The 14,449-nt window shown below is 71.8% G+C and carries 13 protein-coding genes; 6 read left to right on the top strand and 7 right to left on the bottom strand.

The window, feature by feature from the left end:
* Window positions 1-14 precede the first annotated feature (14 nt).
* On the bottom strand, window positions 15-728 hold the full coding sequence (locus tag HG543_RS20145; protein ID WP_169346437.1) for a DUF2306 domain-containing protein: 714 nt from the start codon (window positions 726-728) through the stop codon (window positions 15-17).
* 71 nt (window positions 729-799) lie between these two features.
* On the opposite strand from HG543_RS20145, the gene HG543_RS20150 reads away from it, so the two are divergent.
* From HG543_RS20150 to HG543_RS20160, 3 genes are all read left to right on the top strand, one after another.
* Window positions 800-1,687, top strand: a complete 888-nt coding sequence (locus HG543_RS20150; protein WP_169346438.1) for a LysR family transcriptional regulator — start codon at window positions 800-802, stop codon at window positions 1,685-1,687.
* 183 nt (window positions 1,688-1,870) lie between these two features.
* The gene (locus HG543_RS20155) at window positions 1,871-3,295 is read left to right on the top strand and encodes an ankyrin repeat domain-containing protein (protein WP_169346439.1); all 1,425 of its coding nucleotides are present in this window, start codon (window positions 1,871-1,873) and stop codon (window positions 3,293-3,295) included.
* 120 nt (window positions 3,296-3,415) lie between these two features.
* The gene (locus HG543_RS20160; protein ID WP_169346440.1) at window positions 3,416-4,618 is read left to right on the top strand and encodes a chymotrypsin family serine protease; all 1,203 of its coding nucleotides are present in this window, start codon (window positions 3,416-3,418) and stop codon (window positions 4,616-4,618) included.
* Between the two features lie 14 nt (window positions 4,619-4,632).
* Here HG543_RS20160 and HG543_RS20165 read toward each other — a convergent pair whose 3' ends face one another.
* The 4 genes from HG543_RS20165 to HG543_RS20180 are packed head-to-tail and all read right to left on the bottom strand — an operon-like array spanning window position 4,633 to window position 8,140.
* A complete protein-coding gene (locus HG543_RS20165) occupies window positions 4,633-5,415 on the bottom strand; it encodes a SagB/ThcOx family dehydrogenase (RefSeq protein ID WP_169346441.1) in 783 nt (260 codons plus the stop codon).
* 14 nt (window positions 5,416-5,429) lie between these two features.
* Window positions 5,430-6,815 carry a YcaO-like family protein gene (locus tag HG543_RS20170; protein ID WP_169346442.1) on the bottom strand — a complete coding sequence of 462 codons (1,386 nt, stop codon included), beginning with the start codon at window positions 6,813-6,815 and terminating at the stop codon, window positions 5,430-5,432.
* Window positions 6,764-7,882, bottom strand: coding sequence for a TOMM precursor leader peptide-binding protein (locus tag HG543_RS20175; RefSeq protein ID WP_169346443.1), 1,119 nt, complete (start codon window positions 7,880-7,882; stop codon window positions 6,764-6,766). Before HG543_RS20175 ends, HG543_RS20170 begins: the two co-directional genes overlap by 52 nt.
* A 9-nt stretch (window positions 7,883-7,891) precedes the next feature.
* Window positions 7,892-8,140 (bottom strand): hypothetical protein, encoded by a 249-nt coding sequence (locus HG543_RS20180; protein WP_169346444.1) that lies wholly within the window; start codon window positions 8,138-8,140, stop codon window positions 7,892-7,894.
* Window positions 8,141-8,423: 283 nt separating this feature from the next.
* Here HG543_RS20180 and HG543_RS20185 point away from each other — a divergent pair, with 283 nt between their 5' ends.
* Entirely contained in the window at window positions 8,424-9,632 is a 1,209-nt protein-coding gene (locus tag HG543_RS20185) for a serine/threonine protein kinase (protein WP_169346445.1), read from the top strand.
* 412 nt (window positions 9,633-10,044) lie between these two features.
* Here HG543_RS20185 and HG543_RS20190 read toward each other — a convergent pair whose 3' ends face one another.
* The gene (locus tag HG543_RS20190; protein WP_169346446.1) at window positions 10,045-10,923 is read right to left on the bottom strand and encodes a DUF2058 family protein; all 879 of its coding nucleotides are present in this window, start codon (window positions 10,921-10,923) and stop codon (window positions 10,045-10,047) included.
* Window positions 10,924-11,028: 105 nt separating this feature from the next.
* Between HG543_RS20190 and HG543_RS20195 the strand changes: the two genes are divergently transcribed.
* Together HG543_RS20195 and HG543_RS20200 are read left to right on the top strand one after the other, a co-directional pair.
* On the top strand, window positions 11,029-12,066 hold the full coding sequence (locus HG543_RS20195; RefSeq protein WP_169346447.1) for a hypothetical protein: 1,038 nt from the start codon (window positions 11,029-11,031) through the stop codon (window positions 12,064-12,066).
* A 355-nt stretch (window positions 12,067-12,421) separates the two neighbouring features.
* The gene (locus HG543_RS20200; RefSeq protein ID WP_169346448.1) at window positions 12,422-12,784 is read left to right on the top strand and encodes a hypothetical protein; all 363 of its coding nucleotides are present in this window, start codon (window positions 12,422-12,424) and stop codon (window positions 12,782-12,784) included.
* A gap of 19 nt (window positions 12,785-12,803) precedes the next feature.
* On the opposite strand, the gene HG543_RS20205 is transcribed toward HG543_RS20200, so the two are convergent.
* Window positions 12,804-14,324, bottom strand: coding sequence for a gluzincin family metallopeptidase (locus HG543_RS20205; protein ID WP_169346449.1), 1,521 nt, complete (start codon window positions 14,322-14,324; stop codon window positions 12,804-12,806).
* Window positions 14,325-14,449: the final 125 nt, after the last annotated feature.

Below are 14,449 nucleotides of genomic sequence, written 5' to 3' on the forward strand. Positions count from 1 at the left end.
CTGACCGGGGCGTGTCAGGGGGCCTGTGACGGGCGTGAGGCGTTCCCGACGCTGGCTCGTACCGTGAGCAGCCCCGCGCGCGGCTCGGCGGCGCGGACGGGAGAGGCGGGTTGGCGACGAATGACCCGCTCGGCCACGGCGACGTTGATGACCCAGCCGGCGCCCAACAGCAGCGCTCTGGCGAGCTCGCCCGGCTTGCCGACGATGAGGAACCAGGGCACGGAGACCAGCACCTGCGTGCCCGCGCCCAGACCGATGGCGTAACCCCGAATCATCCAGGCCCGGTGGCCAACGACGTCCCGCCGCAGGATGGCTGCCATCCCCAGGACGAGGGACAGGACCATCGCCGAGCCGAACAGGAGCCGCAGGCCGTCGAGGAGCTCTCCGTCGCCTTCGGCGCGGGGATAGAACAGCGTCATCCACAAGCCCGAGAGCCCGGCCACGAGGCCGCACGCGACCAGCAGCCGCCCGGCGACGCGGTGCCAGCCGGGCCGCCGGCGGCGAAAGTCCGGGGCGAACTGGAAGGCACCCAGGACGCAGTACACGCTGGCGCTGAGGACGTGCAGCACCACCGGCAGGGGCGATGCGAAGAACCGCGCGTTGTGCGGGGTGAGCTCGGCGCCGCCCGCCAGCTCCGCCAGACGGGCGGCGCCGGCCAGGATGGGCACGAGCGAGAGCGCGACCAGCGCAGCGGTCACGAGCCGCTCGGCCTTGGGGGTGGAGGTCATGTGCGAACAGATAGCCCTCCGCGCCCCCCGACGGAATTGACTGAGTTCCTTCTCCTGATATGCGCAAATGCATGGATTGGCGGGCGGTCAAGTTCGACTGGAATCGAGCGCGGGCCTTTCTGGTCACCGCGGAAGAGGGCTCGCTCACGGCGGCGGCGCGTGCGCTCGGCATGGCGCAGCCGACACTCGGGCGTCAGGTGAGCGCGCTCGAGGACGAGCTGGGCGTGGTGCTGTTCGAGCGCGTGGGACGGAGCCTCGCGCTGACGCCGAGCGGGCGCGAGCTGCTCGACCACGTTCGAGCCATGGGTGACGCCGCGGGGCGCGTCTCGCTCGCGGCCGGCGGACAGTCGCAGAGCATCACCGGGCTGGTCCGCATCACGGCCAACGAGATCTACTCGGCCTTCCTGCTGCCGCCCATCGTGGAGAAGCTTCGGCGCGAGGCGCCGGGCCTCGACATCGAGCTCGTCGCAACCAACACCGCGGTCGATCTGCGCCGACGGGAGGCGGATATCGCCATCCGGAACTTCCGCCCCACCCAGCCCGACCTCATCGCCACCAAGGTCCGGGACGACCCGATGCGGCTGTATGCCGCGACCCACTACCTCGCGCGCATCGGCAACCCACGGACGCCGAAGGCACTGAGCCGCGCCGACTTCATCGGGCTTGGCGGGACGGACGAAATGCTCAACGGGCTGAACAGGCTGGGCTTGAGCCTGACGCAACGGAACTTCCCGGTGCTGACGGGGAACCACCTCGTGCACTGGGAGATGGTCAAGCAGGGCATCGGCGTGGGCGTCGCTCCCGAGCGCGTGGGAGACGCCGAGCCGCGGGTCCGGCGGGCCCTCCCCAACCTCGCCCCGTTATTACTTCCCATCTGGCTGACGACCCACCGCGAGCTGAACACCAGCAAGCGAATCCGGCGGGTGTTCGATCTGCTCGCGACCGAGCTCGGAAGGTGAGTGACGGCGGCGCTCCTCGGGCCCCGCCGCGTGCCCCACATCCCACACTCGGGGGCTGGGGCTCGACCGCGAGGACAAAGCCAGAGCGCACGGGAGAGCCCTTCGCTCCCGCGAGGTAGAGCCTGCTGCCCACCCGCGGATGGGAGTTGCCCGGCCCGAACGCTGCTGTTCGTATGGATTGCCATGTCCACCACCCCGAATGCGCAAGCGACCCAGGCACTGCTCTCCCTCTGCCAGGACAGCGGTCGCTGGAAGGCGGAGCTGACCGCCGACGCCGTGAAGGAGCTGCTGGCCCAGGGCGCGGACATCCACGGGCGCGGCGAGCGCGGCTCGACGCCGCTGCACTTCGCCGTGCTCGCGCCCTACCAGAAGGTCCCCCCGCTCCCCAGCATCGAAGTGGTGCGGACCCTCCTCGATGCCGGAGCCGATCCGAACGCGCGCGACAACGACGCCCAGACGCCCCTCCTGCGAGCCCTTCCCTACGGCAATGACCCCACGCAAGAGCTCCGCGCGCTCGAAATCATCCACCTGCTGCGCGCGGCGGGAGCGAAGGTGCCCTCCGACGTGAAGGACGCTCGCGCCGCCGCGTTCCGCATGCACAGCCCCGGGCTCTATGCGGCGCTGCTCGACGCGGGCGCCCCCATCGACGTGCGCGACGACAGCGACTCCACCCCGCTCCACAACGCCGCCACCCATGGCCACGTCCCCTTCGTCGAGCTGCTGCTCGCGCGAGGCGCCGAGGTGAACGCCCTCGACGGGCTCGGACGGACTCCGCTCGGCGCGGCCCTGCGCAAGCGCGAGGAACCCTGGGTCAAGGCGCACAACCGCACCGCGGACTTCGACGCCATCATCGCCCTGCTGGAGCGCGCGGGAGGCCAGCCCCGCGTCTCCTACTCCTGGAGCGAGGACCCGTTCGCGCCCTTTCCCATCGACACCGCCGCCCTGCGCGCCGCGGCGCCGAAGAGCTGGCTCGACGTCGAGCTCGACGTCGACTCCGCCCAGGAGTTCGCCACCGGGCTCCACCACTCCGGCGACCCCGACCAGGCGCTGGCCTTCCTGGCGGCGCTGCGGGACGTGCTCGACGTGCCACCGAGGCACGTGCGCCTCCAGGGACCGCTGACCCTGGAGCGCCCCTTCTTCCACCACGGTGACCTGGAGGTGGAGGGCCACCTCTCCATCCACGAGCCCTTCGCGGTGACGGGCAGCCTCATCGTGCACGGCGTCCTGGAGGACCTCGGGCCCGGCTCCCTCGTCAACATCCTGGGAGACGTGCGCTGTCACGCGCTCGATACGGACGGCGATTTCAGCGTCCGGGGAGGCATCCACGCGCGCGACATCGTCCTCGGCCACCACAATGACCAACTGCTGTCGGCCGCCACCATCCACGCGCGCGTCGTCATCGAGGACGACCACGCCGTCAGCGCCGAGATCCACGCCGAGCACCACTTCGACATCGACACGTACATGCAGATGCGCCGGAGCGGCGGGTCCGAGCGCATGCGCGCGCTGTTCGTCGACGAGGTGCTGGATGACGAAGACGACCTCGACAAAGGCGAGCTGTTCGACCGGCTGCGCGAGGGCCTGCCCGTCTTTCGCGGACAATCCTGAGTCGCCTCATTCAGTTTTCCGTGTTTTATATGAAACACCAGAATATTAGGTTGAAATCCCAGGGCCCGGGAGCGGCAGGCGTCTGAAGACCGGGCCTCCCTTGTACGAGAGGAGCGCGCGATGACCCGGTCAGGACGAGCAGGTGCGGTGATTGCTGGAGCGGCGCTGTGTCTGGGGGCCTGGAGCATGGAGGCGGAGGCCACCCAACCCAGGACGCTCGATGACGTGTTGCTCGAGGTGGAGCGAGAGGTTCCCGGTTTCGGCGGCATGTACCACGACGCGAAGGGGCGGCTGGTGGTGCGGATGGTCCATGCCGAAGCGGCACCCGTGGCGGTGGCGGCAATCACGCGCCGGTTCGGCGCGGAGCGCGTCCCGGCGGCGGGGTGGGTGACCGAGCCGGCGGCGCGGACCTTCTCCCAGCTCAAGGCCTTGCAGGAGCGCCTCACTCCGGAGGTGCTCTCGCTGCCTGGGGCCGTCTTCACGGACGTCGACGAGAAGTCGAATCGGGTGGCCATCGGTGTCGCGCGGGCCGAGGCGCGGGGGTTGGTCGAGACGGTGCTTTCCCGCCTGTCCGTGGAGCGCGAGGCGGTGGAGGTCGTCGAGGTGGGGCCCATCCTCCCCACCAACGTGCAGGGGGGCTGGACGCCGGTCGCGGGCGGACTGCAGATCGAGACGCCGGGCAAGTACTGCACGCTCGGCTTCGCCGCGCTGCAAGGGGGCACGCTGGGGTTCGTGAGCAACTCGCATTGCACCCAGGTGCAGGGAGGCGTGGAGGCGACGCCCGCCTATCAAGCCGTGGCGCCGTGGCGGGTCGGGACGGAGCTCACCGACCCGGGCTATGCCAGCGGTGGAAGCTGCCCGGCGGGACGCATCTGCCGCAACAGTGACAGCGCCTTCTTCCGCGCGGATGCCGCCATCAGCCCGCGCGTGGTGCGGACCTCGGGGGCGTTCGACCTGAACATCTCCGCCTGGCTCGACGTGACGAGCAAGGTGCTCTATCCGTCGCAGGGGCAGACGGTGCTCAAGACGGGGCGGTCCACCGGCACGACGAGTGGAACCATCCAGTGGGCCTGCGCCACGGTGAACTCGGGCGGGACGCCTCACACGTACTACTGCAACTACATCGCGACGAGCGCCACGCAGAACGGCGCGGGCGGTGACAGCGGCTCTCCCGTCTACTTCCAGTCGGGCAACACCGTGAGCCTGACGGGCATCTTGTGGGGGTCGGGCTCCAATCCCTGGAACTTCGCCTTCGCTCCGCTGGGCGCGGTCCAGTCCGAGCTGGGGGTCGTCCCCTATTGCCTGGGCGGTGTGGGCTGCTGAGCGGTCTGGACCTGCTACGGGCCCGCGGGGGAGCGGAGCACGTCCCGGGGCAGCGGCTCCGGGACGCCCAGGGCAATGCCATACACGGGCAGCTCCCGCTCCGCGTCCAATGCCAGGAGCGCGGCCAGCTCCTGGTCGAGGAAGCCGCCCAGGTTGAAGCTGCCCAGCCCCAGCGCCGCCGCGGCGAGGTTGACGTTCTGGCCGACGTGGCCGGCCTCCAGGAGGAGGTACCGGTAGCCCCGGTCCGAGTACTTCCACAAGCTGCGCTCGGGCATGGCGGTCAGCACGAGCACGGCGCTGGCCTTCTCCAGGTAGGGCTGCCGCAGGAACAGCTGCGTGAGCAGGCCGGGCGGGAGCGCCCCCTCGCGCACCTGCTCCAGGGCGTGGCTCGCGGGGGCGTAGTGGTGGATGCCGGCGGGGAGGCCCTCCACGGCGCGCGCGAGCACGTAGACCTCCAGCGGGTACAGGCCGCCACCGGACGGCACGGTCCGCTCGTGCATCTGGAGGTCCCCGAAGCTCGCGGTGCCCCGGACGCCGTACGCCGCGTAGAGCAGCGTGCCGAGCGCCTCCAGCGACAGCGGGGCCCCGGTGAAGCGCCGGCAGGAGAAGCGCGCCGCCAGGGCCTGCGCGAGCGTCGTGTCGGGCCACCGGGGCGCTCCCAGCGGGAGGACCGGCGCGGACAGGTACTCCTTGGCGCCGCCCATCGGCGCGGGCCCGCTCGGGGGGCCGAGGTTGTGCGGGGACCGGCTCGTGTTCCGGTGGAAGAGCCAGGCCAGCGGCTGCCGCTGTCGGAACATCGGAGGACTCCGGGTCAGGCGATGGGATGGGGGTCGGGGTTGAGCGCCTCCGGGCCGACGCGGGCGGGCGCGAGCCCGAGCTTCACGGGGAGCTGGTAGAGCCGCTCGCCGCCCAGGCGCCGCTCCCGGTGGCCGAAGTCGATGGGCTGGAGCCCGGGGAGCACGGCGCGCACGACGTGCAGGCCCAGGGCCCGGAGGTCCGGGGGCGTGAGGTCGCAGTAGAGCAGGTCGCTGCCCGTGGCGCGCAGGCGGTCGGTCAGCAGGCGCAGCGAGTCCACCGCGCCCACGGCGGCGGGAGCGTCCCAGGAGAAGGGCTCCACGGGACGCCGCAGGAGGAAGTCGAGCGCGGCGAGCCGCTCGGGCAGCGCGTACAGCAGGTCGTGGTCCTCCAGCTTCGCCACGGCGCCGGGCTGGGCTCGCAGTTCCTCCAGCCGCTGGCGCGACTCGGGGCGGCGGAGGCGGCGGACGAGCGCCGGGCGGATCTGCCCGACCTCCAGCAGGGCGCCCCGCGCGGCACGGGCGGCGGAGAGGTCCGCGCCCATGCCGACCACCGCCGCGGGTCCCGCCCCCGCATCGCGCTGCACGCCAACCGCGAGGAAGACGTGCAGGGCCTGGTCGGTGGGCACGCGGAACAGGTGCAGGTCGACGCCCCGGCGGGCGTAGGAGCGCACCCAGTCGACGAGCTCGGGGTCGGGGTGGTGCGCGGGGTCGACACGGTGGCAGGGGAGCCGGTGGAGCCAGGTAATCATCACCGCGTCGCGCTCCAGCACCTCGCAGGCGGCGCGCAGCACGGCGTCCGCGAGCGTGGGGCCGGCTGCCAACCCATTGGAGGTGGTCGGGAACAGGCGCTCCCCGGGGGCCTGCGGGTCATTGAGGAAGACGGCGCCGGTGGGGACGTGGACGGCGTCGCCCGTGCCCAGCGAGCGGGCGCGCACCCACCGCAGGACGTTGTTGCCGTCATAGGGCACATACGGCAGGGACGCGTACTGCTCGGGGCGGTAGAGCACCAGGTCGCGCGGGTCGAGCGAGGGGCCGTCCAGGGCCTGGCGCGCGGCGCGGACCTCCGGGAGCGTGGAGACGCAGCCGCCGCCGTAGCGCTCCACGGCCTCGCCGACGGCACTGAGGCGGGCCTCCTCCCAGGTCATGCCCTTGCCGGAGCAGTGGAGGTCGACCTGGGCGTCCTTGCCGACGAAGCGGTGGTTCGCGATGCGGGCCGTGAGGACGAAGGGGCGAGGGGGCTCGGTCGCGTCCTTCTGGAAGGGCTCCACGCTGTGGACGAGCCCGGTGCGGGCATCCACGAGCCGCGGAATCAGGGCGGCGAGGTCCGCGCGGTCCGCGGCCGGGGCCGTCAGGCCCTCCCACCCTGGAGGGAGGGAGGGCCCGGGGCTTTTTTTGAGCACACCGGGCAGTCCGGCTTCTCGAGCACGGGGTGGAGCGAGGGGAGGGGCTTCAGCGCATCCAGGTCCAGGACGTGGCTGGCGAGAGTCGTGGGGCGCAGGCCGAGGAGCAGCTTGAGGGCCTCCTGGGCGAGCACGCCGCCCACCTGCGCGGCGAGCGGGGGGAGCGTGGCGCGCGCGTGGAGACGGGGCTGGCGCTGCCGGTCGAGGTGCTCCTCCCAGGCCATCTCCGGCTCGAAGTCGTCCATGCACGCGAGCCCGCGCATCCGGTAGCACATGAAGCAGGCGGTGCTCCCTGGCACGACGAGCGGGCCGACCCGGGCGGTGTGCGAGGAGAGCTCGGCGTAGAGGGCGGGCACGGCGTGGGCCAGGCTCGCGCGGTTGAGCCAGTGGTGGACGGCGGACAGGCCGCGGTCGAAGCAGGCCAGCGCGAGGCTCGCGCCGCGCACCAGCGCGTCCACGCCTTCTCGGGTCAGGGGAACGTCCGGCGTCGTGACGCGGCCGCCGCGGCCCGAGAGCAGCCGGGCCATCACCTGCTGCCGGGGGGTGCCGACGGCCTCGGGCGTGACGCCCGGCATCAGCGCGACGTTGCCCGGCTCGCAGGGGAAGGGGTCCACCAGCACCACCTCGCCCACGCCGCAGTCAGCGAGCTGGGCCGCGGCATGGGCGCCGTGGGCTTCGAGCCCCAGCACCACGACGCGCAGCTTCGAGAGCGCGTCCCGCGCGGCGGGGGCGGGAAGGCCCCAGGCCTCCAGCAACGCGAGGAAGGGGGTGACGGGAGCCGGGGGCGCGAGGCCGCGAGGCGAGCGCCGGAGGACGCGGGCGGCGACGAGGGCGTCGAGATGGCCGCGCAGGTCCGCCGGGGCCACGTCTGGCAGGGCCGCCGCCACGGCGTCGAAGCTCCGCTGGCCATCCAGGAGGGGAAGGACGCGCTCCAGGAAGAGCCGGGTGGAGGCGCCTTCCAGCTGGAGCGAGGCGACGTCAGAGCGAACGAGGGCGCCACCGCTGCGCAGCGGCACGACCTCGGTGCCGGCTGCGAGCGAGTAGACATCATCCAGCGGAGCAGTCATGCGGGCCGGTCACCCGCCGAGCTGGCTGAAGCGTCCGCTGCCGCTGTGCGGGGCGGAGCCGCTGTACGAGCAGGGGCCGCAGGTGCACTCGTTGATACAGGTCGTGATGCAGTTGGTGATGCAGTTGGTGATGCAACTGACGATACAGACCGTGACGCAGGTGACGACACAGACGGTGGGGTCCGAGGTCGCAGCCAGGGTGTTGTCCAGGTGCTTGATGCTCAGCTCCAACCGCTTCACATCGGTCGCTTCAGCCATGGCCACCTCCGTGCATCGTGGAAACCGCTAAGAAGCTGACAGACTAGTTCACCCCGGGTGAACCCTCCATGCGCCCCGCGGGTGATTGCAGTGTTCAGGAATCAACAGATACGGGGCCCGGAAGAGGAGCGGCAGGAGTGGTGCGACCGCATCATGTCAACTCTTCGGTAACGCAGTTGCAGAAGCGACGCGTCGTGTCACCAGGAGTGGAGGGGCGGACCTCGCGCTGCAATCGGAGCCGGTACCTGCGCTATCCTGCATCGCTGCTCCTACTCCGAGCATCATGACCGCCTCGAAACCCACCCTGCGGTGCGCCACCTGCGGCGCGCCGCTGAAACGACTCTCCACGGCATGTCCCACCTGTGGCGAGTCGCCGCTCCTCGACGGGCGCTATGTGCTCGGCGCCATCATTGGTCAGGGAGCCGCCGGGGTGACCTACCGCGGCCGGCGCGTCTCCGACGGCAAGTACGTGTGCGTAAAGGAGCTGCGGTGGGCGCGCGCGCACTCCACCGACGACGTGGAGCAGTTCCACCGCGAGGCGCGTGTCCTCCAGCAGCTCTCCCACCCGGGCATCCCGGCGTACGTGGACGAGTTCTCCGCGGGGCGAGGGCGCGAACAGGCGCTCTACCTCGTACAGGAGCTGGTGGACGGGGAGAATCTGGCAAAGGAGATGGCCCGTCGACGCGTGAGCGAAGGCGACGTGCTCGCCATGCTCGAGCAACTCCTCGACACCCTTGTCTACCTTCACGGCCTGTCGCCCGCGGTGGTGCACCGGGACCTCAAGCCAGGCAACGTCATCCGCCGCCGCTCCGACAGGCGGCTGCTGCTCGTGGACTTCGGCTCGGTGCGCGAGGCCGGCGCCAGCCTGGCGGCGGGGCAGGGCAGCGTCGCGGGGACGTTCGGCTACATGGCGCCCGAGCAGATGTTCGGCATCGCCACCCCGCGCTCCGACCTGTACTCGCTGGGCGTGCTGGCGGTGGTGCTCCTCTCGCGGCGCGAGCCGCACATGCTCGCCCAGGGGCACCGTCTTGCCTGGGAGGCGCACGTCAACGTGAGCCCAGGCACGGCCGAACTGCTCGCCGCGCTGCTCAAGCCCGACCCCGAGCAGCGCCTCGGCACGGCGACCGAGGCGCTCGCGTGGGTGCGGCGCCTGCGCGAGGGAAAGCGGTCGGACCTTCAACGCACCGCGACCGGTCGCACTCCGTTGGCGACCGCCCGGCGGGAGGCGCCAGCGGAGGACTCACGACTCAGCGAGGCGGACAATGCCGGCACCGTGGCGGCCATCATCCCCGGCATGCTGGCTTCCTGGGCCGTGGGCGGTCTGCTCTTCCTGGTGCTGATGCCCAGGATTGACGTGCAGGAGGGGTCCCTCTGGGGGCTGGTGCCCCTGGGCGGCGGAGTGCTCGCCGGCCTGGTCACGTATCTCAGCGTCCACCGCGCCGAGCGGAAGCGGGTCCTCAAGAGCGGCTGGATACCGCCCTCGGACGACTGAGCCATCGGGGGCTGGGGACGTATTGGACGCATGGGCGCGGAGTTCGCGCTCGCGGTCTTCCGCGCGGGCATTCCCCTCCAGCGGGTGCAGGGCCCCACCATCCTGAGCGTTCGACAGTGCGGTCCTCTCTTGGGCCCCAAGGGCGGGCACCGCCCCCTACACCGGCGCAGCGCACGCTGGCTGCCTCCGATGGGGTGAATCCTCGCGAGCTGCTGGCTCACGTCCAACCCGCCATCTGGGCTGCTCGCAGCCACGAGGCGAGGGCCGCATGAGCCATGGTCCCCGCTCAAAATGGCGAAAGTCGAGTCAGAGCACGGCGCTGCCCACACGACGCATCGACATGGAAGTGCCGACAGCGCCGCCGAGGCCACCCCCCTCCTCCTTCCGCCAGAGGAGGGGGTGCCCGTGCGGGTCAGCCGTTTCCGACGGTGCCTTCGCCCTCGGGCGTCTGCCCGGAGGCGTCCGCAGCCGGCGCGGCGTCCGTGGTGCCCTCGCCGCCCTCATTGGCCTCGGGCTCGTCGGGCAGCTCCGGCGCGGTGCCGGCCGCCTCCGCCGCCTGCTGCGCCTTGAGCTCCTCGTCGTTCATGAAGCCGACGGGGTTCTCCTTGCGGTTGAGGAAGCGCACGGCCTTCTTCGACAGGGCGTACATCTGCTCCGCCGCCGCCGCGGGCACCAGCGAGTGCTCGATTTGCGCGGGCTCGGGCCGCTCCACCACGCCGAGCTCGCCGTCCTCGAGCTGCTTCGCCTGCGCCGGGCTCAGCTCCAGCCGCCGCAGCTTGCCCTTGCGGGTCATGAAGTAGAACGTCGTCTCGCCCGCCTCGATGGGAATCTGCGAGCCGAGCACCAGCTCCCTCAGCGCCCGGTCCAGCTCCACCTGCTTCTTGGACTCCGCGCGCTGGTACGCCTTGGAGCCCGGCAGGGGAGGAAGCTTGGGGATGGCCTTCTCCGGAGCAGCGGCCGGGCGTCCCTGCTGGGGACCCCCGCCGTAGCGCGGCGCGCCTCCGCCGCCGGGACGGCCACCGCCGCCCGGAGCGAAGCGGCCTCCGCCGCCACCGGGACGGCCGCCGCCCTCGCGCCGTCCGCCCTCACGGCCGCCGCCCTCGCGGTTCGGCGGGCCTCCTTGTGTCCGGTTCTCGTCACGGGGAGGGCCCGAACGGTTTCCGCCTGGACGGCCGCCCTCCTGGGGAGGGGGCCGCCGGGCTTCCGCCTGGCTGGGCTTCGTCTCCACCTTCTTGGCCTGTTCCTCGGTGACGAGGCCCGCCTTCAACAACTTGTCGCGCAGGTTCTGCATGAGTTGGGCGTTCTATCCCTTGCACGGCCGCACGCAAGCCGCAGCTTGCCGCACCTGTATGGCCCACGTAACTTGCCGCCCCTGCCGTACCCTTTTGGAGGAAGCGTGAGCCGTTTGACGAAGTCCGCCATCACCCTGGCCCTGGCACTGTCCGCCGCGGGCTGCTCCGACCCGGTCGACAAGGCGGCCAAGGCGCGCATCTTCTCGCCCGAGGACCCGCCCAAGGTGGTGGCCTCCGCCAAGGAAAAGCTGCCTCCCGAGGATGTGGCGGACAACCCCCAGGTGGCCCGCCGCATCCTGGGCATGGACGCCGCCGAGGTGACCGAGCGGCTGGGACCCCACCGCTTCCAGTCCACCCTCTCCTATGAGTGGACCTCCGCGGACTCCAACCCGGTGAAGCTCACCGAGACGCGCACCTTCCGCGCGGGCCCCGGCGGCGTCAGCGGGGACTTCCACGGCGTGCTGGAGAACTCGAGGGACCAGGGCCTGGAGGTCATGCGCGTGGGCGGCCAGGTGTTCGCCCGCAACCGCTACGGCCCCTTCCGCCAGCGCCTGCGCGACCGCGGCATGGCCGAGCGCACCCGCACGGAGCTGACTGGCGCCATCCGCGACTTCGACAGCCTCTTCCAGGGCCGCCTCAAGCTGACGCCCCAGGGCACCGTCACCCACGAGGGCCGCACCGCGTGGCGCTACGCCGTGACGCTCGGCCCCGAGCTGGCGAATGCCTCCGCCCGCGGGCTGCCCAAGCTCATCGAGCCGAAGAACGGCGCCGACGAGTCCACGCGCCGCCGCGCCAACTTCTTCGCCCACCGCGTGCCGCGCTCGCTGGACGGCGAGGTGCTGGTGGACGCCGCCACCTCCGTGGTCCTCAAGGCCCGGCTGGATGGCCGCATCGGCGTGGCCGCGGAGAAGACGCCCGAGGCCGCCGAGCTGCGCCTGACGCTGGAGTCCGCCCTCACCGAGCTGGGCCAGGACCCGAAGCTCCAGCCGCCGGAGAGCTTCCTCCCCGACGCCGACAAGCCCCAGGGCATCGCGGACGCGCTGGACGCCTTCGGCATCGAGCGCAAGAAGCCCGAGGGCGCCGACAAGGACAAGCCCGCCGGCGACGCGCCTCCCGAGCCCGAGGACGAAGAGGGCACCTGATTCACCGCGGCCCCGGGTGCGCCGCGCCCCTGTCCCTCAGGGCAGGGGTGGCCGACCCCGGGCACCCGCACCGCCCCGAGAGCCCCGCCCGGAAGTCCGAGGCAGGGAGGCCCTCGGGGCTCGCAACCCCCCGACATTGCTGCCAGCGTTCTCGGGTGAACGGCAATCTTCGACTTCAGGGCACGTCGGGAAGGGTGCGCCTGTAGCGGCCGGGCCCTTTCGCTACAGCCCGGCAGCGACCTGTTGGAAGAAAATTTGCGCTCACTCTTGCGTCCTCTAGAATCCTCGACGGTTGCGGCCCGGACGCGTCCGACATGTACGGACGTTCAGCGGGCCTCACAGCAAGGGAGCGGTGATGGAGCGCAAGGTCGGAAGTAGCACGGTGACGGCCAAGGAGGTCAAGGCGGCGCTGGAGAAGACGCGCACGCTGACGGGTGAGGAGGAGAAGGTTCTGCGCATGCGTCACGGCGCTGGCGCTTCCAGCACCCGTGCTCCGCTCCCCCGCGCCGCTGGCGACAACCAGGAGCTGGGTGACGAGCTGCTCCTCATCGAGATGCAGCTGCTGAAGGCCATGCGGGCCCGCGCCGGCGGCAAGCCGGTGGCGAGCGCGAACAACAAGCACGTCATGACGCCCGCGCCGACGCCGGCTCCGGCCAAGGCCTCGGCCGGCAACCCGACGAAGGACAAGATCGTCCGGGCGCTCCGCAAGAAGAAGTAGTCCTCCTGCGGAGTCACCCCTAGCGGTTGAGGATGGCCACGAGGCGCTCCCCTGCCTCGGGCAATGCCAGCGGCGTGCCCGAGGTGTCCGTGGCCAGTCCTTCCGCGTCGTCCGTGCCTCCCCGCGCGAACAGGCCCTTGAGCCACTGGGCGGCGGCGGGGTTCCTCCAGAAGTCCTCGTTGAAGCGCTCCGTGAGGCGCGCGGTGAGCCGCGTCTCCAGGGCCCAGGCGCGCAGGTAGTGCGCCACGTACAGCTGCGGGTCCACGTCGTGGAGGAAGAAGCCCGGGTGCGGCTCGACGAAGAGCGCCTGGCGCTGGCCGTCCGCGTACTCGTCGGCGCGGTCCGCGGAGGGGCCGCGCGTGTGGAGCGACAGCTCGTAGGACAGCTTCGCGCAGTGGCGGCGCAGCACGGTGAGGGCCTGGAAGGCGGCCAGCCGCACGGTGTCGCGCGCGGGCGCGGAGGGCAGGTCCAGGTAGCGCTTGAGCCAGCCGGGTGACAGCAGCAGCCGCTCGAAGAGGGCCGCATAGGCCTCCGTCACCGAGGCGTCTGTCAGCCGGCGCAGCTCCACGGGCAGGTTCTCCGACACGTGGGCGCGGTGCTGGGCGTGGCCCATCTCGTGGAGGAGGCTGCCCAGCGCGTCCAGGCCGGCGCGCGGCTGGAGGACGAGGCGCACCTCGTCGGGCACGCGCACCACGGCGACGAAGGGGCGGGAGGCCTTGCCGGGCCGGGCCTCGTCGTCGATGCGGATGCGGCCATTCGCGTTGGGGGTGAGGCCCCACTCGTGGAGCCAGCGCGCCACGGCGGGGAAGGTGTCCTCGCGGCGGAAGAAGGGCTCCATCCACGGGGCCTGCAGCGCGGCCTGGAGGTCATGCCGGCGCGCGTCGCCGCCGGGCAGCGGGCGCAAGAGCGGGTCCAGCTTCTTGAGGACGTACGCGAGCACGTCGCGGTAGGCGTCCTCGGTGCGGCGGAGCGTCTCGGCGGCGGCCTCGGCCCATTTGGCGAAGGGGATGCCGGTGACGTCCTCGCGCAGCGAGGGGTAGTCCTTCGCGTCCAGCCGCTCCACGGCGTGGAGGGAGGCCTCGCGCCGGTCGCCGTAGGGGCCGCGGTGCTCCCAGAGGAAGTTGCCGACGGCGCGCTCCAGCACGGCGCGGCGGCCCCGGGCGGACTCGCGGGGGATGCTGGCCAGCGCCTCGCCGAAGGAGAGCGTCTGGTCGTCGATGGGCAGGCGCGCCTGGGCTTCGAGGGTGGCCACGGCCTCGGCGGGACGGGCGGCGAGCGCCTCTTCCACCTGGGTGGCCACCAGCTCGCGCACCAGTTGGATGCGGCGGACGACGAGGGGCTCGTCCTTGGTGCGGGCCTTGGCGAGGGCTTCGTTGGCGGCGGCGAAGGTGTCCGGGGAGGACAGCTCGGGGAAGGAGGCGTACAGGCGGGAGACGGGGAGTTCCGGAGCCAGGCCGGCGCCATGCCGGTAGTGCAGCGTGGCGAGCTCGGCGAGGAAGTCGTCCAGCCGCGTGCGCACGGAGTGCAGGGGACGGTCCATAGAGGGCGCGGAAGGTAACAGGAAGCGGGCGGTGCGAAAGGGCGATGCGGGCGTAGAGTGCCGCCGCATGACACCTGCGCCTGGAAGAAGGATGGGGATGGGGGCCGCGCGCCGTGAGGCACGGC

Origin of the sequence: Pyxidicoccus fallax, assembly GCF_012933655.1 — a bacterium.
Taxonomy (GTDB): Bacteria; Myxococcota; Myxococcia; order Myxococcales; family Myxococcaceae; genus Myxococcus; species Myxococcus fallax.

Coding starts and splice junctions, on each gene's coding strand:
- HG543_RS20200 (WP_169346448.1), top strand. CDS start 12,422: ATGGAGCGCAAGGTCGGAAGTAGCACGGTGACGGCCAAGGAGGTCAAG.
- HG543_RS20145 (WP_169346437.1), bottom strand. CDS start 728: ATGACCTCCACCCCCAAGGCCGAGCGGCTCGTGACCGCTGCGCTGGTC.
- HG543_RS20175 (WP_169346443.1), bottom strand. CDS start 7,882: ATGACTGCTCCGCTGGATGATGTCTACTCGCTCGCAGCCGGCACCGAG.
- HG543_RS20180 (WP_169346444.1), bottom strand. CDS start 8,140: ATGGCTGAAGCGACCGATGTGAAGCGGTTGGAGCTGAGCATCAAGCAC.
- HG543_RS20205 (WP_169346449.1), bottom strand. CDS start 14,324: ATGGACCGTCCCCTGCACTCCGTGCGCACGCGGCTGGACGACTTCCTC.
- HG543_RS20155 (WP_169346439.1), top strand. CDS start 1,871: ATGTCCACCACCCCGAATGCGCAAGCGACCCAGGCACTGCTCTCCCTC.
- HG543_RS20165 (WP_169346441.1), bottom strand. CDS start 5,415: ATGTTCCGACAGCGGCAGCCGCTGGCCTGGCTCTTCCACCGGAACACG.
- HG543_RS20160 (WP_169346440.1), top strand. CDS start 3,416: ATGACCCGGTCAGGACGAGCAGGTGCGGTGATTGCTGGAGCGGCGCTG.
- HG543_RS20185 (WP_169346445.1), top strand. CDS start 8,424: ATGACCGCCTCGAAACCCACCCTGCGGTGCGCCACCTGCGGCGCGCCG.
- HG543_RS20150 (WP_169346438.1), top strand. CDS start 800: ATGGATTGGCGGGCGGTCAAGTTCGACTGGAATCGAGCGCGGGCCTTT.
- HG543_RS20190 (WP_169346446.1), bottom strand. CDS start 10,923: ATGCAGAACCTGCGCGACAAGTTGTTGAAGGCGGGCCTCGTCACCGAG.